The 23,355-nt window shown below is 60.4% G+C and carries 23 protein-coding genes; 9 read left to right on the forward strand and 14 right to left on the reverse strand.

What is annotated here, in order from left to right:
* The first annotated feature begins 53 nt into the window (after window positions 1–53).
* The gene (locus QTL94_RS20185) at window positions 54–1,937 is read left to right on the forward strand and encodes a TniQ family protein (RefSeq protein WP_289803029.1); all 1,884 of its coding nucleotides are present in this window, start codon (window positions 54–56) and stop codon (window positions 1,935–1,937) included.
* A 199-nt stretch (window positions 1,938–2,136) separates the two neighbouring features.
* On the opposite strand, the gene QTL94_RS20190 is transcribed toward QTL94_RS20185, so the two are convergent.
* The 9 genes from QTL94_RS20190 to QTL94_RS20230 form a co-directional block, all read right to left on the reverse strand.
* Window positions 2,137–2,877 (reverse strand): metallophosphoesterase family protein, encoded by a 741-nt coding sequence (locus QTL94_RS20190; protein WP_289803030.1) that lies wholly within the window; start codon window positions 2,875–2,877, stop codon window positions 2,137–2,139.
* Between the two features lie 3 nt (window positions 2,878–2,880).
* Window positions 2,881–3,237 carry a hydroxyisourate hydrolase gene (gene uraH, locus QTL94_RS20195; protein WP_289803031.1) on the reverse strand — a complete coding sequence of 119 codons (357 nt, stop codon included), beginning with the start codon at window positions 3,235–3,237 and terminating at the stop codon, window positions 2,881–2,883.
* Window positions 3,234–3,734, reverse strand: a complete 501-nt coding sequence (locus tag QTL94_RS20200) for an ureidoglycolate lyase (RefSeq protein WP_289803032.1) — start codon at window positions 3,732–3,734, stop codon at window positions 3,234–3,236. The genes uraH and QTL94_RS20200 overlap by 4 nt, the downstream gene beginning before the upstream one ends.
* A gap of 2 nt (window positions 3,735–3,736) precedes the next feature.
* Window positions 3,737–4,084: a HepT-like ribonuclease domain-containing protein gene (locus QTL94_RS20205; protein ID WP_289803033.1), complete on the reverse strand. Its 348-nt coding sequence runs from the start codon at window positions 4,082–4,084 to the stop codon at window positions 3,737–3,739.
* Window positions 4,085–4,095: 11 nt separating this feature from the next.
* Window positions 4,096–4,386 carry a nucleotidyltransferase family protein gene (locus QTL94_RS20210; RefSeq protein WP_065690852.1) on the reverse strand — a complete coding sequence of 97 codons (291 nt, stop codon included), beginning with the start codon at window positions 4,384–4,386 and terminating at the stop codon, window positions 4,096–4,098.
* Window positions 4,387–4,443: 57 nt separating this feature from the next.
* The gene (gene uraD, locus QTL94_RS20215; protein ID WP_289803034.1) at window positions 4,444–4,941 is read right to left on the reverse strand and encodes a 2-oxo-4-hydroxy-4-carboxy-5-ureidoimidazoline decarboxylase; all 498 of its coding nucleotides are present in this window, start codon (window positions 4,939–4,941) and stop codon (window positions 4,444–4,446) included.
* On the reverse strand, window positions 4,941–5,864 hold the full coding sequence (gene puuE / locus QTL94_RS20220) for an allantoinase PuuE (protein ID WP_289803035.1): 924 nt from the start codon (window positions 5,862–5,864) through the stop codon (window positions 4,941–4,943). Before puuE ends, uraD begins: the two co-directional genes overlap by 1 nt.
* A gap of 98 nt (window positions 5,865–5,962) precedes the next feature.
* Entirely contained in the window at window positions 5,963–6,685 is a 723-nt protein-coding gene (locus QTL94_RS20225; protein ID WP_289803036.1) for a DUF1045 domain-containing protein, read from the reverse strand.
* A gap of 110 nt (window positions 6,686–6,795) precedes the next feature.
* Window positions 6,796–7,974, reverse strand: coding sequence for an NAD(P)/FAD-dependent oxidoreductase (locus QTL94_RS20230; protein ID WP_289803037.1), 1,179 nt, complete (start codon window positions 7,972–7,974; stop codon window positions 6,796–6,798).
* Here QTL94_RS20230 and mnmC2 point away from each other — a divergent pair.
* The gene (gene mnmC2 / locus QTL94_RS20235) at window positions 7,973–8,689 is read left to right on the forward strand and encodes a tRNA (5-methylaminomethyl-2-thiouridine)(34)-methyltransferase MnmC2 (protein ID WP_289803038.1); all 717 of its coding nucleotides are present in this window, start codon (window positions 7,973–7,975) and stop codon (window positions 8,687–8,689) included. The two genes, QTL94_RS20230 and mnmC2, sit on opposite strands and share 2 nt — an antisense overlap.
* 16 nt (window positions 8,690–8,705) lie before the next feature.
* On the opposite strand, the gene QTL94_RS20240 is transcribed toward mnmC2, so the two are convergent.
* From QTL94_RS20240 to QTL94_RS20250, 3 genes are all read right to left on the reverse strand, one after another.
* Window positions 8,706–9,560 (reverse strand): sigma-70 family RNA polymerase sigma factor, encoded by an 855-nt coding sequence (locus QTL94_RS20240; protein ID WP_289803039.1) that lies wholly within the window; start codon window positions 9,558–9,560, stop codon window positions 8,706–8,708.
* Window positions 9,561–9,630: 70 nt separating this feature from the next.
* Window positions 9,631–9,936: a putative quinol monooxygenase gene (locus QTL94_RS20245; RefSeq protein WP_289803040.1), complete on the reverse strand. Its 306-nt coding sequence runs from the start codon at window positions 9,934–9,936 to the stop codon at window positions 9,631–9,633.
* Window positions 9,937–10,028: 92 nt separating this feature from the next.
* Window positions 10,029–13,262, reverse strand: coding sequence for a response regulator (locus tag QTL94_RS20250; RefSeq protein WP_289803041.1), 3,234 nt, complete (start codon window positions 13,260–13,262; stop codon window positions 10,029–10,031).
* Between the two features lie 310 nt (window positions 13,263–13,572).
* Between QTL94_RS20250 and QTL94_RS20255 the strand changes: the two genes are divergently transcribed.
* Together QTL94_RS20255 and QTL94_RS20260 are read left to right on the forward strand one after the other, a co-directional pair.
* A complete protein-coding gene (locus QTL94_RS20255) occupies window positions 13,573–13,965 on the forward strand; it encodes a hypothetical protein (RefSeq protein WP_289803042.1) in 393 nt (130 codons plus the stop codon).
* A gap of 336 nt (window positions 13,966–14,301) precedes the next feature.
* Window positions 14,302–15,990, forward strand: coding sequence for a DEAD/DEAH box helicase (locus QTL94_RS20260; RefSeq protein ID WP_289803043.1), 1,689 nt, complete (start codon window positions 14,302–14,304; stop codon window positions 15,988–15,990).
* Window positions 15,991–16,038: 48 nt separating this feature from the next.
* Here QTL94_RS20260 and QTL94_RS20265 read toward each other — a convergent pair whose 3' ends face one another.
* Window positions 16,039–16,944, reverse strand: a complete 906-nt coding sequence (locus QTL94_RS20265) for a DMT family transporter (RefSeq protein ID WP_289803044.1) — start codon at window positions 16,942–16,944, stop codon at window positions 16,039–16,041.
* Window positions 16,945–17,297: 353 nt separating this feature from the next.
* On the opposite strand from QTL94_RS20265, the gene QTL94_RS20270 reads away from it, so the two are divergent.
* From QTL94_RS20270 to QTL94_RS20285, 4 genes are all read left to right on the forward strand, one after another.
* Complete coding sequence (locus QTL94_RS20270; protein WP_289803045.1) at window positions 17,298–18,707, forward strand: circularly permuted type 2 ATP-grasp protein; 1,410 nt, start codon at window positions 17,298–17,300, stop codon at window positions 18,705–18,707.
* Complete coding sequence (locus tag QTL94_RS20275) at window positions 18,707–19,648, forward strand: alpha-E domain-containing protein (protein ID WP_065690840.1); 942 nt, start codon at window positions 18,707–18,709, stop codon at window positions 19,646–19,648. Before QTL94_RS20270 ends, QTL94_RS20275 begins: the two co-directional genes overlap by 1 nt.
* A gap of 12 nt (window positions 19,649–19,660) precedes the next feature.
* On the forward strand, window positions 19,661–20,479 hold the full coding sequence (locus QTL94_RS20280) for a transglutaminase family protein (protein WP_289803046.1): 819 nt from the start codon (window positions 19,661–19,663) through the stop codon (window positions 20,477–20,479).
* A gap of 269 nt (window positions 20,480–20,748) precedes the next feature.
* Window positions 20,749–21,813 carry an HD-GYP domain-containing protein gene (locus QTL94_RS20285; RefSeq protein WP_289803047.1) on the forward strand — a complete coding sequence of 355 codons (1,065 nt, stop codon included), beginning with the start codon at window positions 20,749–20,751 and terminating at the stop codon, window positions 21,811–21,813.
* Between the two features lie 18 nt (window positions 21,814–21,831).
* Here QTL94_RS20285 and QTL94_RS20290 read toward each other — a convergent pair whose 3' ends face one another.
* A complete protein-coding gene (locus tag QTL94_RS20290) occupies window positions 21,832–22,224 on the reverse strand; it encodes a GFA family protein (RefSeq protein WP_289803048.1) in 393 nt (130 codons plus the stop codon).
* A 324-nt stretch (window positions 22,225–22,548) separates the two neighbouring features.
* On the opposite strand from QTL94_RS20290, the gene QTL94_RS20295 reads away from it, so the two are divergent.
* On the forward strand, window positions 22,549–23,286 hold the full coding sequence (locus QTL94_RS20295) for an NYN domain-containing protein (protein WP_289803060.1): 738 nt from the start codon (window positions 22,549–22,551) through the stop codon (window positions 23,284–23,286).
* Window positions 23,287–23,355 lie beyond the last annotated feature (69 nt).

Genomic DNA, 23,355 nt, shown 5'->3' on the forward strand with positions numbered 1-23,355 from the left:
TCCATCCGCCGCCAAAAGCCGGATGGTCAGATGAAATCTGAGGGGGGTCAAAATTGGACGCCGATTACCCCGCCAAGGGGGTTAAATTTGCACGCCGAAACACACACGTGCCGGTCCTGGCGGACACGGAGCCCCTGCAGATGTTCGTTTCCAGGCTTGTGGCGGCTAATGCCGCCCCAAGCATCCGCGACTTTCTCCGGCACATGAACTTCCGGCAGGACCACCACCTCATGCATCCTAGAACGCTTGAGGGCCTCTCCGCTCTCAGTGGGATCGATACACAGACGCTGGCCTCACGAAATCTCCATGTGCGAGGTACTCTCGTTGGCTACGGTGATCGTGAATTCAACGGGTGGCATCTGAACCTGAGCAACCCGCGTTTCTGCCCGCGTTGCATCGAGAGCGAGATCCGTAGCGGGTACGGGCGCTGGGAGGCTCGACCACACGTGCGCTGGGATTGGCTTCTTGCATTCAACGAGATCTGCGTGGAACACCGCACGCCGATCTTCACGTCCTCGTTCCGATACCCCGCCAGCGACCGTTTTGACTTCGCTATGTACCTCCGCAAGAACAAAACGGAGGTCGAGTCTGCCATTGCGACATGCTCGGAGACGTCGCTTCATCCGTATGACCTGTTCTTCGCAGAGAGTTTGAGGACAGGATCGGCTTCATCCGTGGAGTTTCTACAGGGGCTTTCATACCCGATGGCGCAGAAGCTCTGCATTGTCGCTGGACGCATCGAACGACTGGCAAGCGATCCTGACCTGAGATTTGGAGGCAGGGTCTCAGTATCGCGCGATCTTCGACTGAGCGGGTTCGAGCTTTTGGCTGACGCCCACAAGCTCCGGAGCTGCCTTTCCAAAGTGAACAACGCCTTCATCAGCCGCAACAAGTTTTCGAAGGGATACGCACTGTACGGAGAGCTTCAGCGTTTCCTCACGGAACACGTTGATGTGGCTGCTTTGCGGCCACTGATCGACTTTGTACGCGAGTGCGCGATGTCGGAAGTACCGATCGGCCCCGAGGATCCGTTCATCGGCGGCGGCGGCACCCGCAGGTGGCATACTGCGCACACGGCAATGCGTGAAACAGGTATCGACAGCCGGACACTTCGCCGCATCCTCGAACAGCATGGTGTACTCGTCCCGGCCGATCGTCGAAAAACGGATAACTATGTCGTGTTCCCAGTCTCGCACGTCGAGGCAGCCGTAGCTGAGTACCATGATGATATCGATATCGAAGCCATCACCAGGAAGATGGGCCTGACACTTCCGACAGTGCAGAAGATAATTAAGGCGGGCTTGCTGACGCAGAAGCCGAAACTCGTGAAGAAGCAGAAGCCGAAATTCTCGCGGAAGGCTGTCGACGAGCTTATGGAAAAGCTGACTGGAGGTCTCGAAGAGAGAGACGAATCCCCGGACCTGGTCCAGTTGGCGGTGGCTGCCCACAAGGCAGTTTGCTCCATCGTCGATATCTTTGGAGCGATCCTGCAGGGCAAGGTATCGACAAGATGCCTTTCCAAGGACGCCTCGCGTGTTGGTGTCGATCGGCTGCTAATTGATGTAAAGCAGACGAAAGCCGCCTTCGCGCCGCCATCGCTCGGAGTGAAGTGTCACGAATTCCTGCGGGAACTGGGGCTGGACTATGCTGTTGGCAAGCCGCTTTTCTACTCGGGTCTGTTCGAGCTCAAGAAAGTCACTCAGAGCTTGAACGGCGTCCCTTACTACGTGATCGAGCACAAAGCCTATGCAGCGTTTCGTCGTGAATATGTAACACTCTCGGAAGCCTCTGCCGGCTGGATGCCTCATCGAAATCTGAAGGTCGCGCTGGAAAATGCTGGCATTCACCCAGTGTGGGTGGTCGGCCAGCGCAGGAACGGAACTATCTATCGACGCTCTGAAATCGAGAGTTACAGAGCGGAAACGCGCAAGTCGTAGCCAGCGAGAATTCTAGTCCAAACCGTGCCCCGGCATCTCATGTCGGGGCTTTTTTGTGCCCTGATTCCGGGATTTTCTGGGAATTCGTGTCGTATCTGACAGGACAGGAATGACATCTTATCAGGTATAATTTGGAAATTATTCAATGTTTTCAATTGCTGATTTTGAAACAGTGCCTTTTCTGATCCGTCTGCTCAGCCTAACGCACCCAGCCCGTCGCAAGCGCGCCTGCCCAATCCGGGCGGGCGTTTTCTTTTGCGAGCCGCGACATCGCCATGTGGTCGTAGGCGACCGTGCGGAACTGCGGCAACCACCCGTCAGCAGACTTCTCGATGACGCAGTAGGACGCCAGTGGATGACCCGCCTCGACCTTATGCTCGTAAGGCAGGTCGTCGCTGTAGGCGGGGCAGCCGACGCTGCCGGGATTGACGATCAAACGGCCATCGGAAAGGCGGATTACCCGGGGGACATGGCTGTGGCCGCACAGCATCAGCGGAAACCGGATACCCTCAGCCAATGCCTCGATCTCTTCGAGAGGCTTCACGAAGACATGCCCTTCGGGCGAGACGGATTCCAGCCAATAGGTCTGGTCGTCCACGGGCGTCGCGTGGCAGAGATAGGCTAGGTCGCGATAGACTGCGCTGAACGGCAGGCTGCGCAGCCAGTTCAGATGACGCGGCGCCAATTGCGAATAGGCGTGCTGCTCCCACGACGGCATCGCATCCGCCGGGCTTTCAATCAGATAGCGGTCATGGTTGCCCCGCACGGTCACCGCATCCAACGCCATCAACGTGTCAGCAACCTTGCCCGCCTCGAGCGGCCCACTCAGGCAATCGCCGAGATTGACGATCTCGTCGATGCCCTGCGCCCTGACGTCGGCAAGCACCGCTTCGAGCGCAAGATGATTGCCATGGACATCCGCGATCGCCGCGAAGCGCATCGATCAGCTCCCGCGATAGGTGGAATAGCCATAGGGCGAGATCAGCAGAGGTACATGGTAGTGCCCGCTCTCGTCGGCGATGCCGAAGCGGATCGGCACGAGATCGAGAAAGGCGGGATGCGGCAACGCCACGCCTGTTCCCCGCAGATAATCGCCGGCATGAAACAAAAGTTCGTAGGTGCCGGCCTTGAAGCTCTCGCCGGAGAGGATCGGTCCGCCATCGACGCGGCCGTCGGAATTGGTCGTCACCGTCTTGATATGGTGGCGAACGTCGCCTTCGAGATGAAACAGCTCGATCTTCAGCCCTTCGGCCGGTTTGCCGGAGGCGGTATCGAGAACATGTGTGGTCAGTCCGGTCATAAGGCGGGCTCGCTGATGATGAAGGGGGTATCGAAAAAGAACTCTTCCAGATTGTTGCCCGGCCCATCGCGATCGACGACGAGGAAATCGCTGACGGCGCCCAGCGACATCAGCGGATGGTGCCAGACATTCCTGAAATAATTGACGCCCTGGTCACCGCGCGCCAGGAACACGTGCGGACGGCCCGGCCGACCACCTTCGTCTTCCGAGACGACAACGAGAAAGGGGCGGCCCGAAATCGGCGAGAAGCTCTGGCTGCCGAAGGGGTGGCGTTCCATCATGCCCACCTCGTACGGAAACGCCCGCGGCTGGCCACGGAAAAGGTTGATGATAACACGCGCGCCCTCGCCCGCTGCTTCCGCCGACGCCAGCGCATGAAAGCGCTCGGTCGTGCCATTGTTGATGAACCGCATCGTCGCCGGATCGGCTTCGATGACCTCGCCGAAAGGCGCGAAGGCCGATTTGGTAAGGGGCTGGATGTCGAGGAATTCAGTCACGGTTATTCGCCTTGAATACGCCAGTGGCGTAAGGAATCGAGTTGGGAGATCAATGTCTCAAGGTCGCTCCTCACGGTACTCCAGATAGCCGTCAGATCGGCTCGGTAGTAGTCGTGTACCATCAGGTTGCGCATACCCCGGATCTTGCTCCACGGTATCTCGGCGTGATCACGCAGAAAGTCTGGGTCATCGGCAGCGATCCGCGCGGCGGCTTCGCCGAGCAGTACAAGCGACATAGTAACCGCAAGCTGGGTCCGCACGTCTGATAGAAAGTCATGCAGCTCCATATCATCCGTCAGCATCCGCGCCTGTTCTGCGGCGGCCTGCATCCGATCAATGTAGTCGACCAATCTGCCTGCGCTCATATTCTTGCCGCTTCGGCTAGCACCCGGTCCCGAATCTTCGGAGGCAAGCCTCCCGGCGTTACAAGATCCACCTTCACCCCCAAAATATCCTTCAACTCCTCCAACAGCCCGCCGAGATCGAACAGGGTGGTACCGGGAAGCGTATCGACCAGAATATCCAGATCGCTATCCGCGCGGTCCTCGCCGCGCGCCACCGAGCCGAAGACACGCGGGTTCGTCGCGTTGAAGCGCGTCGTCGCTTCGCGGATAGCCTGCCTGTTCTTTTCCAGCGCTTCCGATGGTTTCATCGCGTCAGACCTCTCGCCCGCAACTATAAGCCACGGACATGAAAGAGCAAACCGGCCTCAGCGCTCGGGCAGCAGCGCCGTCAGCCGCAGCAGCGCGATCCGCTCCACCTGCGCTGTCGCCGTCGCGAACTCCTCGTCGCGGCTGTTGTCGATCCGCGTTTCGAACGCGGCCAGAATGTCGTCCTTGTTCAGCCCCTTCACAGCGATGATAAAGGGAAAGCCGAATTTCTCGACATAGGCCGTGTTGAGCGTCGTGAAGCGCGCATGTTCGTCGGCGCTCAGCCGGTCGAGACCCGCGCCGGCCTGCTCTTGCTTGCTATCTTCGGTGAGTTCGCCAGCGATCGCCAAACGCCCTGCCAGATCAGGGTGCGCGCGCAGCACTCCCAGCCGCTCTTCCGGGCTCGCGGCGCGAAAGATCGCGACGAGCGCCGTGTGCACCCGATCGACCGTGAGTTCGTCGCCTACGAAACCATCGTCATAGGCTCGCCCGGCAATGAACGGTGAATGCTCGAACACGCCGCCGAAGCGGGATACGAATTCATCCCGGGAGATCATCAGATCGTCTCCGGCTTATGGTGCTGACGCCAGTGCTCAGCGATCTCGATCCGCCGCGGGATCCATACCTTGTCGTGCTTCAGCACATATTCCATGAAGCGCTTGAGAGCCGCTGCACGCCCGGGACGCCCGACCAGTCTGCAGTGCAGGCCGACAGACATCATCTTCGGACTGCCTTCCTTGCCTTCCTCATAGAGCGTGTCGAAAGCGTCCTTCAGGTAGGTGAAGAACTGATCGCCCGCGTTGAACCCCTGCGGCGTTGCAAACCGCATGTCGTTGGTTTCGAGCGTGTAGGGGATGATCAGGAAGGGCTTGTCATCCACGCCCTTCACCCAGTAGGGCAGATCGTCGGCATAAGAGTCCGACGAATAAAGGAAACCGCCCTCTTCCTGCACCAGCCGCAACGTGTTGTCCGACGGCTTGCCCTGGTACATGCCGTAGGGACGCTCACCCGTCAGCTCGGTGTGCAGGCGCACGGCTTCCTGAATGTGCTTGCGCTCGAGATCTTCGGCGAAATCCTTGTATTCCAACCAGCGGTAGCCATGGCTGGCGATTTCCCAGCCCGCTTCCTTCATCGCCGCGACGGCTTCCGGATTGCGCGCCATCGCCAGCGTTACGCCGTAGACGGTCGCCGAAACCTTCAGATCCGTGAACATGCGCCACAACCGCCAGAAGCCTGCGCGCGAGCCGTACTCGTAGATCGATTCCATGTTCAGGTTGCGCTGGTTTGGCCACGCGGCAGCACCGACGATTTCCGACAGCAGGTTTTCGGAGGCCGGATCACCATCGAGGATCGAGCTTTCGCCACCCTCCTCGTAGTTGATGACGAACTGAACGGCGACACGGGCGTCGCCCGGCCACTTCGGATCGGGCGTATTGCGTCCGTAGCCGACGAGATTGCGCGGATAAGTCTCGGATACCATGAAATCACCTTCTGAAAGTCGGGCGAACGGTAGCATCCGGGCAGCGAATGTCGAGACGGAAAGTACGCAACAGAGTTTTGCCTTTACGGCACAACCCCTTAGGCGGGGACCGCGATGCGCTCCCGGCGCGCGCTGACCTTCCCCATCGGATGCAGCGAATGCACCCGGAACGGCCCACCATTGCCCTCCTCGAACAGCAGTGCGACATTCGAGACCTTCACCGGCTCGACGAGCACCTGATCGAAGACCCCACGCAAAGCCTGCTCGATGCGCGGCATGTCCTGCTGGCTGACCGGCCCGGTCAGCGGCATGTGAAACCTGAACTCGTCCATGACATGCGGACATCCCCAGCGATGCAGGTTGGCAAATTGCGCGGCCGAGAGACCATCGGGATCGCAGCGCTCGATATCGGCATCGCTGAGCGGCGCACGAAAATGGTCGAACTGCTGCACGATCGCCGAGGCGAGATAGTGGATGTGCTCGCAAGGCAGCGACGGAACAAGGCTGTAGAAGGCGGCCGTGCGCGCGACTTCGAGCTGGCGGATGTGAAACGGCGTCAGCGTGCCGCAAAACCGCATCAGATCGCGCAAAAGTTGAGCTTCTGAAACATCCGGCGCAAGCCGGAACGGCGCCTTCAGGATACCGTGAAATCCGTAGCGCCTGGGCACCGCGGTATGGAACGCAATTTCGTGGATGCTGAGGCCGCGAATTGCCGTGGGCTCGACCATGTCGCCCGAGAACACGTTTCGCCCAAGCCAGTTTGCGGCGGCATGCGACAAGGGATCGCTTGCAGCGGGTGTGAAACAAATGGCGTAGCGCATGCGGTTCCTCCGTCGGAAACTGGCGCGCCGCTCCACAGCGCTGCCATTGCGCATGCAGATAGGTGATTTGCATGACAGAATAACGAAAGGCAGCAAACGCTAATTCACGTTTAGCGTGAAGCGACCTGAATATGGCTGGCGAAATGGAAGCTTTCGGGCAGCTCGAACGACGGCTTGCGCCCCGCAACCCCACTGACAACAGATTCTGCCAGACGGTGGGCAAGGCCGAAGCTCACCTTGAAGCCGCCGGTCAGGGCGAGCAGCCGTTCATGGTCGGGATGCGGCCCCACCATCGGATCGCGATCGATTGCCTTGGGGCGCAAGCCCGCCCAACGCTCGACCACCGGTGCGTCCGCCAGAATCGGAACGAGCTCCCGCGCGCTGGCCAGCAGAGCATCCAGTTGAGCGTCCGTGGCGTAGGGATCGCTGAAACGGTTCTCGCTCGTGCTGCCGATGGCGACATGGCCACCCTCGTGGGCAACAACATAGAGCCCGTCGCGGAAAATCGTCGGCAGCGACGGATCGACATCGGCTTTCAGCAAGGCCGCCTGCCCCTTGACGGCTTGCCCCAAGGGTTGCGTCAATCGATCGGTGAATCGGCCGAGCAAAGGAAAAGAGCTGTGGCCGCCGGCGACGATACAATGACTGAAGGCAATATCTCCGGCTTCCGTGACCGCGACATTACGCGTGAGGTCGATATCCGCCAGGGCGTTGTTCTCGATGACCCGCACATACTTCGCGTCACGCAGGAATGCGGCCAGCGCGGCCACCAGCGCGCGCGGCGCCACTCGGCCGGCAAGCGTGTCATGCACGAAACCACCTTCGACGTCTCCCGCTTCCAGCCAACCGCCAACGGGCGGGGCATCAAGGACATGCCAGTGAAAACGGCGGGCGCCGGCGTGCCACTGACGCTCGGCATCGGCGCTATGGCCGAGAGCGATATTGCGCAGGTGCGGCTTCGGCAGAGGTATGAGACGCCCGGAGCGCCGGTAACCTGCGGAACGACCGGTCGCACTCTCGATTGCCGCGATTTCCGTCTCCAGCGACACCAGCGCATCGAACTGGAATTGCTTCTTGGCGTTCCATTTGTCCGGCATGTGCGGCATCAGCGCGCCCAGCAATCCGCCGCTCGCGCCATGGCCGAGTTGCCCGGCGTCGATCAGGATCGTCTCGATGCCAAGACGCTCGGCATGAACGGCGGCCCAAAGGCCCATTATCCCGCCGCCGACGATTAGCAGCGCTGCAGACGATTGACCCGAAGGCAAGGCCGGACTATCGGCTGTTGGCATGGCAGATACGGATCCCGATCAGATTGGCAAAACAAACCAGCCGCTTGAATGGCGCGACGGCGATATGCCCTATTCGCCGGCCTTTGGCGACCATTTTTATTGCCAGACCGACGGCCGGCTCGAATGCGGCCATGTCTTCCTGGCAGGCAATGGCTTGCCCGAGCGCTGGCAGAACCACGCCTCGTTCCTGATCGGCGAGCTGGGATTCGGCACCGGCCTGAATTTCGCAGAGACCTGGCGGCAGTGGAAGCAGCACCGTGTTGGTGGCCAGCACCTGCATTTCATGTCGTTCGAACTCTACCCCATGCAGGGCGACGAGATCGATCGCGCATTGTCGCACTGGAGCGAGATCGATATCGAGCGCCGCGCTCTGGTCGCGGCCTGGCCGACAACGCCGGAAGGCACCGTTCGGCTGGAACTGGATGACCAGACCACGCTCAGCGTGGTGTGCGGTCAAGCAATTGATGGCGTGGCAGCCGCCGCCCCTGAATTCGACGCGTGGTACCTGGATGGGTTCGCGCCGTCGCGCAACGCCGACATGTGGTCGCAGGAGTTGATGCAGCTGGTCTGCGCCAAGACAAGGCTCGGCGGCAGCTTCGCCACCTATGCCGCGGCAGGCTTCGTCAGGCGCAACCTGATTGCGGCAGGCTTTGCCGTCTCGCGTCGCAGCGGATTCGCCGGCAAGCGCGAGATGCTGTGTGGCGTGAAGTCCTAGAGCCTGCCGCCTCACTTCAAGCGGTTTGGCCCCAATGGGTCGTCTCGGTGGCATAGGGTGCGAAGAGGAAGTCGCGGATCGCGGCGATCTCGCCACCCCGCCAATCGATGACGACAAAATGCGAGGGATGCGAAGGCTCGGTGCTGTCGAACACCAGCATGACCGGGTGCCCATCGACAACGCCATTTGAGAAACGCCATTTGGACTCGGCGGCATACCGCGTGAAGTAGACGCCGATCTTCTCGCGCCCCTCCAGTTTGAGCCGGTTCACCAGATCGAGCTTCACGTCGTCCGCCAATAGCGCACGAATGGCATCAAAATCTCCCCGCTGAAACAGCTGCACATAGGCCCTCATTTTCCTAAGGTCGGCCTCGGACAACAGCGGCAGCCGAACGTCTCCCGGCATTTCCGCAAGATACTTCAGCATCTTCCGTCCTCGCTGGAGCGCCGATTTGGCCGCCGCCGGTGTGCAATCCGCAATCTCGGCAACCTCCTCCACCGAGTGGCCAAGCACATCCTTCAGGATGACCGCGCAGCGCTGGAGTTCAGGCAGCTGCAGAAAGGTGCGAAAACCAACGGCGAGTACGTCAGCCTCAGGCATGGGACGATCTTCGATATCGTCGGTCAGCGGAACGACCACCTGACGCCTTCCACGGCGGAGGTGATCGATACAGGTGTTGTGGGCGATGCGCAGCAGCCATACTTCGAGGTTGTCGACCTCCGTCCCCTCCCTGTGCGCCCGCAGGGCCTTGACGAGCGTATCCTGAACGGCATCCTCGCCGTCCAGGACAGAACCGGTAATCCGTGCGCAATAGCGGTGCAGGCGCGGCCTCAGCGCTTGAAGGCTGTCTTCGAACTCCTGATCAGTCATGCATCAAACCTCACAGGACAATCCCCATTCGCCAGTCCGAAGGTTACACCGGTCCCTTTCACGGCTCCCCTCAGCAGCCCCGTTCGAACACGAGTTCGCCAACCGTCGACTCGAAGTTCGCCAGTTCCCGGATCTTGGGGAAATAGGCGACCATGCGAGCATCGCTCCGCATGGCTTGCACGGCAGCCGGCGTCTCCCATTCGGAATAGATGACAACGCCGGTGCCGTCTTTGGAAGCAATCAGCCGGCTGCCCCTCCAGCCGTCGAGGCTGCGGATAACCGTTTCAATGTTGTGCTCCAGCATCGATATCAGCTCTTTCTGGCGGGTCGGATCAACCTTCAGCGTGTTGACGAGAACAACGGAATTGTCTGCCATTTGAATGTCTCCTCTCATGTGGACATACAAAAGACGAAGCGTGGACGGGAAACGGATCGCAGTGTCACGATTTCTTTTTTGCAGGCCAGCGCCTAGCTTGCCGCACCGCCGACCTGCTGCGCACCATTGCCGAGCCACAGGCTGATCTTTTCCTCGAGAAGCTCGGGGCTGATCGGCTTCGACATGTAGTCGTCCATGCCGGCGTCGAGGCAAAGCTCCCGGTCGCTTTCCAGCGCATGCGCCGTGACACCGACGATCGGGACGCGGTGTCCCTGCCCTCGTTCCATCGACCGGATACGGCGCGTCGCGTCGTGACCGTTCATGACGGGCATCGAGACGTCCATCATGATGATGCGCGGCGTGTATTTCTCCCAGGCCTCGACTGCCTCCTGGCCATTGTTGACGACAAGAAACTTGAGGCCCGTGGCCTGCAGGATCTGCGTGAACACGATCTGGTTGACGTCGTTATCCTCGGCGACCAGCACATCAATAAACGATGCCGCGGGCTCCGGTTCCGCCTGCAGCGAAGCGTCTGGCTCCGGCAGCGCCGGCGCCTCCAAAATCTGCCGGATGCTGCCGTCGGCGGTCGCAAGGCGGATCCTGTTGACCCGCACCACCTCGACGATCGTATTGCGAAGCACATTTGCCCGCGCCGGCTTCATCAGATGGGCTTGACCGTTGAGTGCCGCAAACTCCTTTTCCGTACCCGAGATATCCATCGAAGTCAGGAAGATGATCGGTAGCTCGTTGAACCGATCGTCAGTGCGCAGCTTTCGCGCGATATCCGCGCCGTTCATACCGGGAATTTGGTAGTCGAGAACGATAGCGTCGATCCCGACGCCGAATTCATGGGCTCCCTCAAGGATCTCCAGCGCCTCAATGCCATTTTCGGCAGCGGCGCTGTCAAAGCCCCAGAGAGCCAGTTGCTCGGTCAATATCTGGCGGTTCACCGCATTGTCGTCCACGACGAGAATGTGCGCGCCCTTGACGTTGATCGGCAGCGGCTTCGGATCGATCCTGGCTGCGGCAACGGTAAACGGCAGGCTGACCGTGAAAACCGATCCTTGCCCCAGCTTGCTTTCGACATCGATATAGCCGCCGAACAGATCGACGAGACCAGCCGTGATGGCAAGCCCCAGGCCCGTTCCTTCATGACGCCGCGTCGAAGAGGAATCGATCTGCGAAAACTTCCCGAAAATGGAATCGAGACGGTCCTGCGGCATGCCGATGCCGGTATCCTCGATGCGGATCCTTGCCATGATCTCGTCCGCAGCGCCGACGGTGTGGCTAATATCGACAAGCACATGGCCACGCTCGGTAAACTTGACGGCGTTGCCGACAAGATTGGTAACGATCTGGCGAAAGCGACCGGCATCGCCGATGATGGCGGCCGGCAGGTCCGGTGCCGCCCTCACCAGAAGTTCGATCCCCTTTTCCGCGGCAAGCGACGATAGCAGCGTCACCACGTCCTCGATCGCCTCGACTGCATCGAAGGTCATCCTTCGAAGTGTCATCTGCCCGGAGTCGATCTTGGAGAAATCGAGGATGTCGTTGATGATGGTCATCAGCGCATTGCCGGATTTCACGATGATGTCGACGAAGGTCTTCTGGCGGGTATCGAGATTGGTCTTGGCCAACAGTTCCGCCATGCCGAGCACGCCATTCATGGGTGTACGGATTTCATGGCTCATGTTCGCGAGGAATTCGGATTTCACCCTGTCGGCCGCCTCGGCTCGCGCCAACAGCAGCTGCAGCTCCTCTTCGCGGCTCTTGGTGGCCGTTATGTCGGTAAAGAGCGCGACCCAGTGCCGTCGCTCGCTGACGGCGACCTCCATCTGAACCCAGCGGCCATCGGACACGCGAAACATCACCGAGACCGGCTGCCCCTCGACAAGGCTCTTGCGTAGCCCATCGACCAGAACGGCCGGATCATCCGCGAAATCGCCGCGCGCAGCGCAGAATGTGAAGAGCTCGCTCCAGTCCCGTCCGGCATCGAGATAGTCGTCCGGAATATCGAGCATCCCGGCGAGCGCATCGTTGCCCAGCAGGATCTTGCCGTCCTGGATGATCAACAGTCCCTGCGACATCGCCTGCGTCGCATCCTGCATCAGTTCCCCAAGGCTCTCCAGGGCTTCGCGAGCCGCGTGGATTTCCTTTTCGTGCAGGCGGATAGCCGAAATATCGGCGTAGGTGAGAAGAATGCGCCCTCTCGATATCCGTCGGCTATCGACGATGAGAGATGTGCTGCTCCAATTGATCTCGGCAGCCGGCGATTGCTCTTCCGCACGGAACTGTGTGACGCGCCGTTCGAACATCTCCTCGGCAGTCACTCCCTGCCCGTAGCGGCCAAGCGCGTGATTATACTCGACGAGTTCCCGGAAAGAACGATTGTCGAAGCTGCCCTGCGGCAGATCCGAGATGTCGTAGAATGCCGCGTTGCCATAAAGGATCGTCAGATCATCCTCGAGAATGAGAACGCCGACCGGCAGGGAGTTCAGGATACTGGCGATGTCGCGGTGCAGAACCTCCGACTGGGCCTGTGCCGCAATCAGCTCCTGCTCGCGCCCCTTCAGCAGCGAGACGTCGGAGAAGGAACCGACGACATAGCGCTTGCCTTCGCTCCCTTCGACGCGATTGATACGGGCAAGCACGGGATAGAGCTTGCCGCCGGCACCGGGTAGCAGGCTCTCGACCTCAGTCGCTTCGCCGCTTTCCAGGACGGCGACATTACCGCGGCGAATGACATCTCCCGCATGATCGCCGAATATTTCCTGCTCGGTTTTTCCGAGAACGTCGGCGCGCGATTGACCCGTGAAGATCTCGTAGCACTGGTTTGCATAGACGAGCCGGTGCTCCTCGTCGCGAACGAAGGCCGCGACCGGCAGCGCCTCCATGATCGCGCGCAACAGCCCGACCTCTGAGGCTTCGTCGCCAATGCGCGTCTGCGGGCTGCCCGCTACGCGCGCTGCGCCTCTATGCTGCGTCTCAAAGAGGCCGAGTACATAGATCCGCCCTTCCGACGGCATGAAGCTCTCGATCCGCACCCGATCGTGACCAATCCCCGTCGCGTCGAAGCAGACGGCGCTTTCCTCGGTGCCGAACACGAGCGCCCGGCGCTCCTTGTCTTCGCGGTCCTCTTCCTCCGGACGATCAAACAGCTCGAGGCTGCGGCAGCCGATGAAGTCGGAAATGTCCTTCCCGAAGAAATCCGCGTAGGCCTGGTTGACCGCGACATATCTGAGTTCGCTGTTCTTGACATAGGCCGGGGTACCCAGATCTGCGATCCGGCGGCATGCCAGTTCGAGAAGGTCCCCGCTTGATCTCAAAAAAAGCTCCCGCGCAAATCGATTAAGGAAATGGTCCGTCGGGACGAACATACTCGCAAGCCTTTTAATAAGGCATTAACCATGACGGCCACCCGCAAAAACAATGTTCGCCGGCTTCAAGTCTAACGGCAGGAACGCCCTGCATTCAGGGACTTGATAACAATATGTCCGCAAGCAAATCCTGCGGAACTGTGCTACCATTTGGCGCGTTGTTTATTTGCCGCAAAGCCGCAAACCACCGGCCAGCACTGCCAGTGCGCTTTCTGCTGGCGGCGTGAAGAACAAGCCTCGTCCACGAAAGGAGACGAACGTGTCCGTACTTCATAAAAGCATGGCGGCGGGCCTGATGGCGTTGACTTTGACCGGCACATCGATCGTGACCTCGGCACCGTCAGCTGCCCACGATGACTTCTGGGGCGGCGTTGCGGCAGGCGCTGTTGGCGGCGTGCTGCTCTCGCAGGCCGTCCGTCCCTATCCCTACACCTATGGATATCCCGACGGCTACGGCTATCCGTATGCCTACGGCTATCGTTATGCTTATCCCTATCGGGCCTACCGGCCCTACACCGGCTACTACGGCGGCTACCCGGTCTACCGTTCACAGTACCGGCCCTACTACTATAACTCCTATCGTCGCTGCCACACCGAATGGCGGCGCGGCAGTTGGGGAGATAGCTACAGGGTCAGGGTCTGCCCCTATTGAGCCTGAACCTCGCTCGCAGCGCCGCTTGCCAGGCGGCGCTCTGGCGCCTTTATCGGGTGTTCCCCTTGACATTCCAGCCGAACTAGACCAAATGCAGGCCAGCTTTCACCTTCCGGCCGCCGCGTGAGCGTGCCCCTGCCAGCAAATAGGATGCAGGAAGAAGGGCAAAAGCGCATTTCGAATAGACCGCATCCCAAGACGCGGCAGAAGCGCTGGAAAGCTTTTTCCAACAAGACAAGTTCCCACTTCACGCGGGGTTCTTGACGCCAGAGTAAAACCGGATCGCATGCTGCATTCCGGCGATATTGTTTTGGCGCGCCCTAAAAAGGTTATGACTTGACCAATTTTGAATCGCTTGGTGTCTCCAAGCCGATCGTCGCCACACTGTTCCAGCTCGGCATCGAAACGCCGACCCCCATCCAGGAAAAGGCGATCCCGCTTCTTCTCGAAGGCCGCGACCTGATCGGCCTCGCCCAGACCGGCACCGGCAAGACGGCCGCCTTCGGCCTGCCGCTCATCGAAAAGCTGATCCCGGAAGAACGCCGCCCCGACAACCGTACGACCCGTACGCTGATCCTGGCGCCGACCCGCGAACTGGTGAACCAGATCGCCCAGAACCTGAAGAACTTCCTGCGCAAGTCGCATCTGCGCATCAACGTCGTCGTCGGCGGCGTGTCGATCAACAAGCAGCAACTGCAGCTTGAAAAGGGCACCGACATCCTGGTCGCCACCCCCGGACGCCTGCTCGATCTCGTTGCCCGTCGCGCCATCGGCCTGACCGCCGTGCGCTACCTCGTGCTCGACGAGGCCGACCAGATGCTGGACCTCGGCTTCGTGCATGATCTGCGCAAGATCTCCAAGATGGTGCCGAAGCGTCGCCAGACGATGCTCTTCTCCGCCACCATGCCGAAGGCGATCGCCGATCTGGCCGCCGACTTCCTGACCGATCCGGTCAAGGTTGAAGTGACGCCTCCGGGCAAGGCCGCCGACAAGGTCGAGCAGTATGTTCACTTCGTCAACGGCAAGAACGACAAGACCGATCTTCTGAAGAAGTCGCTCTCCGAGAACCCCGATGGCCGCGCCATCGTCTTCCTGCGCACCAAGCACGGCGCCGAGAAGCTGATGAAGCATCTCGAGCACGTCGGCTATTCCGTCGCCTCGATCCACGGCAACAAGAGCCAGGGTCAGCGCGAGCGCGCGCTGAAGGCCTTCAAGGACGGCGATATCAAGACGTTGATCGCGACCGACGTCGCGGCGCGCGGCATCGACATCCCGGCTGTCAGCCACGTCTACAACTACGATCTGCCTGAAGTGCCCGACGCCTACGTTCACCGTATCGGCCGTACCGCCCGCGCCGGTCGCGACGGCATCGCGATCGCTTTCTGCGCACCGGACGAGACCCGTCTGCTGCGCGATATCGAGCGCCTGATGAACATCTCGATCGCGGTTGCCAGCGGCGAAGCGCCTGCCAACATGAACGCGGCGCCGAAGCGCGGCAGCGGCAATGGCCACCGTGGCCAGGGCCAGGGTCGTGGCGGTGAAGGTCGTGGTGGCGAAGGTCGCGGCGATGCCCGTGCCCGCCGTCCGGAGCGTCGTGCACGCCCCGAAGCCGGTGACGAAGTCCGCGCCAACAACGAGGAGCGCCGCGAGCGTCGTCCGCGTCCGGAACGCCAGACCCAGCGCAACGAAGACTTCCGCGGCCAGCGCCGTGGCGAGGCTACACCGATGACGGCAGGTCCGGATAACGATCTGGCAACGACGTCGGATTTCCGTGGCGCAGGCGCAGCCCGCAAGCAACAGCGCCCACAGCATGGCAACCACGGCAACGGCGACGCAAATCGCCATCATCCCGGCGGCGGCGCGCGCAACGCCCACGGTCGCCCTGCCCGCAAGCACGGCGAAGACCGCGGCGCACATGCGAATGGCGGCGGCGAGCGTGGCGAACGCCGCGAAGGCAACGGCGGCAACCGTCGCGGTGGCCCTTCGCGCGGCGGTAACGGCGGCCAGCGCCGCGAACGCGCATAAGCGACAGCACTGGCAGACAATCGACGGCGGGAGAAATCCCGCCGTTTTTTATTGCGCCTGTTCCCGCGCCAGCAGCGGTGCCGCGGCTTTTCGGTTCGTGAGATAGACGCCTGTGACGACGATGACCGTTCCCAGGACCAGCGGCACCGTCAGAGGCTCGCCAAAGGCAATGAAGGCCTCGATCGCAACTGTCGGCGGCATGAGGTAGATCAGCGAAGCCGCGCGCGACACCTGGCCACGGCGAATGAGATAGAGCAGTAGCCCGACGCCACCCATCGACAACCCGAAAACCGACCAGATCAGCGCCGCGATCGCCTGTCGCGATCCGTCAAAGTGCATGTGTTCGAAGGACAGCATCAGAGGCACGGTGACGATCAGCGCCCCGACATACTGAAGCGTCGCGATCGTCTGCAGGTTTCCCGTCTGCAGATGCTTCTTCTGGTAAAGCGTTCCGTAGGTCACCGAGCACATGGCGATGAGGTTGATCGCCAGCGGTACGATGGCATGCGCCAGGTTGGCCGTTGCGGGATCAAGCAGCTTCGGCGATATGGCAATCGCAATGCCGAGAAAGCCAAGCAGCAGACCGAGCTTCTGCGTCGGCTGCAATCGCTCGCCGATCAGGAACGGCGCGGCCATCGCCGTCAGCAACGGCTGAAGTGCGGCGATGATCCCCGATATTCCGGCCGGAACGCCATTCGCGATCGCCCACCAGAGGCCGGCAAGATAGAAACCATGAAGAAAGAAGCCGGAGTAAATCGCCCGTAGGGCAAGCGCCCTTCCCGGCCATGACGCCCGCATTGCAGCACACAGCCCGAGAAACGCCAGCGCAGACAAGCTGTAGCGTATCGCCAGGAAGGTGAACGGCTCGGAGTGAATTGCCGCATACTTGGCGACGACCCAGCCGGTCGACCACAACAGGACAAAAATGGCGGGCGCAAAACGATCGAGCAACACGGACTACCTCTGGAACACGGCTGGCGCGCTCATAGCCGGACGGCGGGCGCTTCGTCAAAGGCGAAGAGTTGATGCTTACCTGAAGTTTCACTGATGCTCGCGTGGTGCACGGAAAATAGCGGCAGCGCGAAATTGAATCGAAACGAGAAGCAAAAACAAGCATATGCTCACATTTTGGGCGAATGGCGGCGATTGACGAATGTTACCTTCACGCCAGATCTCGATGAATGCCCAGTTTTTTGGCTCTTTTGGCCATGCGGAAGGATTTTACGAATCTCGCCTTCGAACTGAGCATGGTTCTTGCATTGCTATTTGCGTTGTATTCAAATGAAGAAAAAAGGGGAGCCACACCTTTGGCATTTGATGAAATGATCATCGGGGACGAAAGTTCGCGTCAGCCATACGAGAAATACTTTGAGTGGTACAATAGCCAAGATCGAGCGCACCTGATTGCCAAGTCCCGCGACGCGGAAAACATCTTCCGGAAAACCGGCATTACCTTCGCGGTCTACGGACACGCAGACTCCTCCGAAAAACTCATCCCCTTCGATATCATCCCCCGCATCATTTCCGCCCGCGAATGGCGCAAACTCGCCCAGGGCATCGAACAGCGGGTCATCGCCCTCAACGCCTTCCTCGACGACATCTATCACAAGCAGGAAATCATCCGCGCCGGTCGCATCCCGCGCGAGTTGATCGAGCGGAACTCGACGTTCCTGCCGGAGATGATTGGCTTTCGCCCGCCGGGCGGCGTCTACACCCACATCGTCGGCACCGACATCGTGCGCACCGGCGAAGATCAGTTCTACGTGCTGGAAGACAATGCCCGCACCCCGTCCGGTGTCAGCTACATGCTGGAAAACCGGGAAACCATGATGCAGATGTTCCCCGAGCTGTTCCACGAAAACAAGGTGCAGCGGGTCGAGGATTATCCCTATCTCCTGCGCCAAAGCCTGGCATCGCTGGCGCCGCCCGGATGCAAGGGCAAGCCGCGCGTCGCCGTGCTGACCCCCGGCATCTACAATTCGGCCTATTACGAGCACTCCTTCCTTGCCGACACCATGGGCGTCGAGCTGGTCGAAGGTTCGGACCTGCGCGTCATCGACGGCAAGGTGAAGATGCGCACGACCCGCGGCTACGAGGCGATCGACGTTCTCTATCGCCGTGTCGACGACGACTTCCTGGACCCGCTGACATTCCGCGCCGATTCAGCGCTCGGCATTCCCGGGATCATGGACGTCTACCGTTCGGGCAATATCACCATCGCCAACGCGCCGGGTACCGGCATCTGCGACGACAAGGCAATCTATTCCTACATGCCTGAAATCGTTGAGTTCTATACCGGCCGTAAGGCGCTTCTTGAAAATGTGCCGACATGGCGCTGTTCGGAGGCTTCCAGCCTGAAATACGTGGTGGAACACCTTGAAGAACTGGTCGTCAAGGAAGTCCACGGCTCCGGCGGCTACGGCATGTTGGTCGGCCCGACGGCCTCCAAGAAGGAACGTGCCGAATTCGCGGAAAAGCTGAAGGCGCGGCCGAACAACTATATCGCCCAGCCCACCCTCTCGCTCTCGACCGTCCCGATCCTCGTCAACAAGGGGATCGCGCCCCGCCACGTCGACCTTCGCCCCTACGTTCTCGTATCCGACAAGGTGCAGATCATTCCGGGCGGACTGACCCGCGTGGCGTTGAAGCAAGGCTCGCTGGTGGTCAACTCCAGCCAGGGCGGCGGTACAAAAGATACCTGGGTATTGGAGGACTGATGCTCGGAAGAACTGCAAACGGACTCTACTGGATGTTCCGTTATATCGAACGTGCCGAAAACATCGCGCGCCTCATAGATGTCGGCCTGCGCATGTCGCTCACCCGAAGCGGTGCAGGAGATGACGATTGGGACGGCGTGCTTCAAAGCGCCGGCGTCCGGGAAGCCTACGACGAGGGCCGCGGCAAGCTGACAGGCGCCGATGCGATCGACTACCTGCTCAGGGATCGCTCGAACCCGTCGAGCGTGCTCTCCTGCGCCGATTTCGGTCGCAACAACGCCCGCATGGTGCGAACGGCCCTCACCCGCGAAACATGGGAAGCGACCAATGAGCTCTGGATCGAGCTCAAGGCACTCCTGTCCAAGCGGTTGAAGGCCTCGGAACTGCCCGAGGCGATCGACGTCATCAAGCATCGCGTCGGCGTGATCCGCGGGGCATTCCACGGCTCTATGCTGCGCAACGAGCTCTACAACTTCGCCCGAATCGGCACCTTCATCGAGCGCGCGGACAACACGAGCCGCATCCTCGACGTGAAATACTATGTCCTGCTACCGGCGGTCTCGGCGGTCGGCACCTCGATCGACAACGTGCAGTGGGAATCGATCCTGCGTTCGGTCTCTGCGCACCGCTCCTACAGCTGGGCCTATGACGGCGAGTATCGCGCGACGAACATCGCCGACTTCCTCATCCTGAATGGCCAGATGCCGCGTTCGCTTGCCTATTGCTACGAGAAGATCGTCAGCGAACTCGGCTATCTCGCCAAGGATTACGGCATGCGTCTGCCGGCTCACGATACGGCGGATGCCATTCACAAGACGCTGAAGACCAGCGCGATCAAGGATGTGATGGATCAGGGCCTGCACGAATTCCTCGAGGATTTCGTTACGCGCAACAACCAGCTCGGCATGGAAATTTCCGACGGTTATCGATTCTACGTATGAGCGGGTCATGAGATGAGACTGAAGATTAGCCATGTCACCGAATACCGCTACGACGAGCCAGCCGCCTTTTCGCTGCAGCGGCTGCGTCTGACACCGCCGACGATTGCCGGGCAATCCGTCCATGACTGGGCGCTTCATGTCGAAGGGGCCAAGCCGGAGGTGGAGTACGACGACCAGTTTGGAAACCACATCAATCTCGTCTCGCTCGAAGGCGAACAGCGGGTGACGCGCATCGTTGCCGAGGGAGAAGTCGAAACCGAAGACCGCAACGGCGTCATCGGACAGCACACCGGTTTCTGCCCGCTCTGGCTGTTCTTGCGCGATACGCCCCGCACCAAGCCGGGCAAGCTTGTCCGAGAGCTGATCAAGGGGATCACGGGCGACAACGATTTGGCGCGCATGCATGCGCTGATGGCCGCGATCCACGAAACGGTCGAATACCGCCCGGGTACCAGCGACACGGAAACGACGGCCGAGCAGGCGCTGGAGAAGAAGAGCGGCGTCTGCCAGGATCACGCGCATATCTTCATCACCGCGGCGCGGACGATGGGCATTCCAGCCCGCTATGTCTCCGGCTACCTGATGATGGAAGAGAAGATCGAGCAGGCGGCAACGCATGCATGGGGCGAGGCCCACATTCCGGGACTTGGCTGGGTCGGCTTCGATCCCGCGAACAAGATCTGCCCGGATGCCCGTTACGTCAGGATGGCAACGGGTCTCTGCTATCGCGACGCCGCCCCTGTCTCCGGCATGCGCATCGGTACGCCCGGCGAAAAGCTGGCGGTCACCGTAAAGGTCGAGGAACAGGGGCAGATGCAAAGCCAGAGCTGATGGCCGCGCCCCTGAAAACTCTTGGCTTTTTACAACAACCGTAAAAAGCAGTTTTATTTGCACGCGCACGCATCACTAGAGAAAATCCTCTATTTCGAAATAACGCGATCTTAATTTCGCCGTCCGATGTTGACGACGGCGAATGCAGTTGCATGCGACTGCGGCGGTTTCGATGGAAATGATTTCAGGCTCGATCGCAATCGGGTCATCGAGACTTGGCTCTTGGGGGAAGCCGGCCATCTGCGTTGTACATATCATCAGGCCTTTTCATGCCCCTCCTCATTGTCGACGACAGCAGATCGAGCCGCCTGGCGCTGGAAACCGCTGTGCGCAGCTTTGCCGCCTATGAGCTCGAGAGTTTCGGCGATCCCCTCGCCGCTCTGGAGCGCAGCCGCGATATCGATTTCGACCTCGTGCTGGTCGATTACATGATGCCCGGGTTGAACGGTGTCGATTTCATTCGACGCCTCAGGATGCAGCCCGGTTACGAGAGCGTCCCGATGGTCATGATCACCTCGCAGACCGAACGCTCCGTGCGTCTCGAGGCACTTGATGCCGGCGCCACCGATTTTCTGACGAAACCATTCGACCCGCTCGAGCTGCAGGCGCGCATTCTCAACCTCATGGCCTTGCGCAACGCCCAGGTCGAGCTTGCTGATCGGGCGCGAAGCCTCGACCTCGCCTTTCGCAATGCCAGCAGGCGCGCCGACATGCGCGAGCAGGAGATCATCTGGTGCCTTGCGCAGGCCATGGCCTCGCGCGATGGCAACACCGGCGACCATATCGAGCGCGTTGCCACTGTTGCCGAACTGATTGCGGAAGGCATTGGCCTGGACAGGCTGCAGCGCCGTAACATCTATCTGGCCGCCCCCCTGCACGACATCGGCAAGATCGGCATACCCGATGCCATTCTGCAGAAGCCCGGCAAGCTCACCCCCGATGAGATCGAGCAGATGCGCCAGCACGTGCCGATCGGTGTCGGCATCCTGCGCAACAGTTCCGCCGAACTATCGAGAGTGGCCGTCGCCATCATTGGTGGTCATCACGAGAAATGGGACGGAAGCGGCTATCCGCAGGGCCTGAGCGGCGAGGAAATTCCAATCGAGGCCCGGATCGTTGCGGTCGCCGACGTGTTCGATGCACTTTGCTCCGCCCGGCCCTACAAGCCGGCGTGGTCACCGCAAAAAGCCTATGACGAAATCATTGCCTGCAGCGGAACGCATTTCGACCCCGCCTGCGTCGCCGCCTTTCGGCGCAAGTGGTCGGCAATCCGCGCGCTTTTCGACGCCGAAGCAGAGCCGGTCGAAAGACTGCCCGCGCCTGTTAACGCCTAGCTTCGGCCAGAGCGCTGCCTAGTCCTCGAAGCGGCTCGTCGCGTCGCGATCGCGGTCGTATCCTCTCTTGAGCGGAAACGGCGGCAGCCACGCCTCGCGGCGGACGGTCCAGAGTTCGTAGGTCGGCACCAACTGGTCAGGCGCATCCAGCGATCCCAAGTTCACCTCGATCTCGTCACCTGTCCGCCCGAAGACGGGCGAGCCACAGCGCGGGCAGAAGAACCGCCCCGCGTAATCACGCGTCTCGCCATCGATCGTCACGGCTTCCTCAGGGAATATCGCGGACGCGTGAAAAAGCGCCCCATGATGCTTGCGGCAATCAAGGCAGTGGCAGATGCCGACCCGATAGGGCTGCCCCGACGCCACAAATCGCACGCCGCCGCAAAGACAACCACCCGTAAACCGGTCCATACCGCACCTCCTCCACGCCAGGCATCTGAAGGTTTACAACGAGCCGTGCCCTCATTTCAATTTGCGCTGTCCGATCCAGGCATCCGCGGTGACCATCGCATCGCTTCTCGAGCGAAGAAGCCGAAGCTGCATCTCAGCCTTTTATCAGGCTCTGGACGCAACCGCCCACTCGTCGAGCATCAGGTCGATACCGATGAGAATAAGCCAAGTCACCACGCGGCCACCATTTATAGGCGATTTATAAACTATAGAATCATCGCGGTAGTGCGATCCATCCCCTGTTCACTCATCCTTCGTCAGTCTCTCAAAGAGAAGGTAGTGCGCATGCCAGAAATTCACTTGCCGCGCCTTGCCGTGCTGATCGATGCCGATAACGCGCCGGCGAAGATCGCGGACCGACTGTTCGAGGAGATCGCAAAGATCGGCCATGCGAGCGTGCGCCGCATATACGGCGACTTCGCCAATGCTCGTTCGAAGGGCTGGACCGACGTGCTGGCAAGGCATGCCATCATCCCGCAACAGCAATTTGCTTACACGGTTGGCAAGAACGCGTCCGACATCACGCTTGTCATCGACGCGATGGATCTGCTCCACAGCGGCCGCTTCGATGGCTTCTGCATCGTCTCCTCCGACAGCGATTTCACCCGGCTTGCGTTACGGATCAGAGAACAGGGGACCGATGTGTTCGGCTTTGGCAACAAGAAGACACCCGAGAGTTTCCAAAATGCATGTCGACGATTCATCAACATCGAGAACCTGCATCCGCCTGCGACACCAACCGCAGCCACAGGCGCACAGCTGGCAGTCTCGTTACGCCCCCCGAGCGCAGCAACACCGATTATCCTGAAAGTCATCACCGAAATGGACAGCGATGATGGCTGGGTTGCTCTCAATGGCATCGGCACTCGACTTGTCCGGCTGCCTTCCGGTTTCAGTTATCGGACATACAATTCCAAGAACTTGAGTGACCTGGTTCGCAAGACGAACGCCTTCGAACTTGATCAGGCAGACGGCCAGCTGCTGCGTATCAGAGCGAAACCGGCCCCCCGAAAGAAGAACTGACGGAATCCTTCGCACTCACCTCAATGGCTCGGATCTCCTCACACACGCGATCCGCTACCTCCAATCGTC

This window comes from Rhizobium sp. S96 (assembly GCF_030382195.1).
Taxonomy (GTDB): domain Bacteria; phylum Pseudomonadota; class Alphaproteobacteria; order Rhizobiales; family Rhizobiaceae; genus Rhizobium.

What these genes read in the sequence shown, in the direction of transcription:
- QTL94_RS20190 (WP_289803030.1), bottom strand. Translation starts at nt 2,877, where the DNA reads ATGCGCTTCGCGGCGATCGCGGATGTCCATGGCAATCATCTTGCGCTC.
- uraH (WP_289803031.1), bottom strand. Translation starts at nt 3,237, where the DNA reads ATGACCGGACTGACCACACATGTTCTCGATACCGCCTCCGGCAAACCG.
- QTL94_RS20210 (WP_065690852.1), bottom strand. Translation starts at nt 4,386, where the DNA reads ATGAAACCATCGGAAGCGCTGGAAAAGAACAGGCAGGCTATCCGCGAA.
- uraD (WP_289803034.1), bottom strand. Translation starts at nt 4,941, where the DNA reads ATGATCTCCCGGGATGAATTCGTATCCCGCTTCGGCGGCGTGTTCGAG.
- puuE (WP_289803035.1), bottom strand. Translation starts at nt 5,864, where the DNA reads ATGGTATCCGAGACTTATCCGCGCAATCTCGTCGGCTACGGACGCAAT.
- QTL94_RS20225 (WP_289803036.1), bottom strand. Translation starts at nt 6,685, where the DNA reads ATGCGCTACGCCATTTGTTTCACACCCGCTGCAAGCGATCCCTTGTCG.
- mnmC2 (WP_289803038.1), top strand. Translation starts at nt 7,973, where the DNA reads ATGGCAGATACGGATCCCGATCAGATTGGCAAAACAAACCAGCCGCTT.
- QTL94_RS20230 (WP_289803037.1), bottom strand. Translation starts at nt 7,974, where the DNA reads ATGCCAACAGCCGATAGTCCGGCCTTGCCTTCGGGTCAATCGTCTGCA.
- QTL94_RS20240 (WP_289803039.1), bottom strand. Translation starts at nt 9,560, where the DNA reads ATGACTGATCAGGAGTTCGAAGACAGCCTTCAAGCGCTGAGGCCGCGC.
- QTL94_RS20245 (WP_289803040.1), bottom strand. Translation starts at nt 9,936, where the DNA reads ATGGCAGACAATTCCGTTGTTCTCGTCAACACGCTGAAGGTTGATCCG.
- QTL94_RS20275 (WP_065690840.1), top strand. Translation starts at nt 18,707, where the DNA reads ATGCTCGGAAGAACTGCAAACGGACTCTACTGGATGTTCCGTTATATC.
- QTL94_RS20280 (WP_289803046.1), top strand. Translation starts at nt 19,661, where the DNA reads ATGAGACTGAAGATTAGCCATGTCACCGAATACCGCTACGACGAGCCA.
- QTL94_RS20285 (WP_289803047.1), top strand. Translation starts at nt 20,749, where the DNA reads ATGCCCCTCCTCATTGTCGACGACAGCAGATCGAGCCGCCTGGCGCTG.
- QTL94_RS20290 (WP_289803048.1), bottom strand. Translation starts at nt 22,224, where the DNA reads ATGGACCGGTTTACGGGTGGTTGTCTTTGCGGCGGCGTGCGATTTGTG.
- QTL94_RS20295 (WP_289803060.1), top strand. Translation starts at nt 22,549, where the DNA reads ATGCCAGAAATTCACTTGCCGCGCCTTGCCGTGCTGATCGATGCCGAT.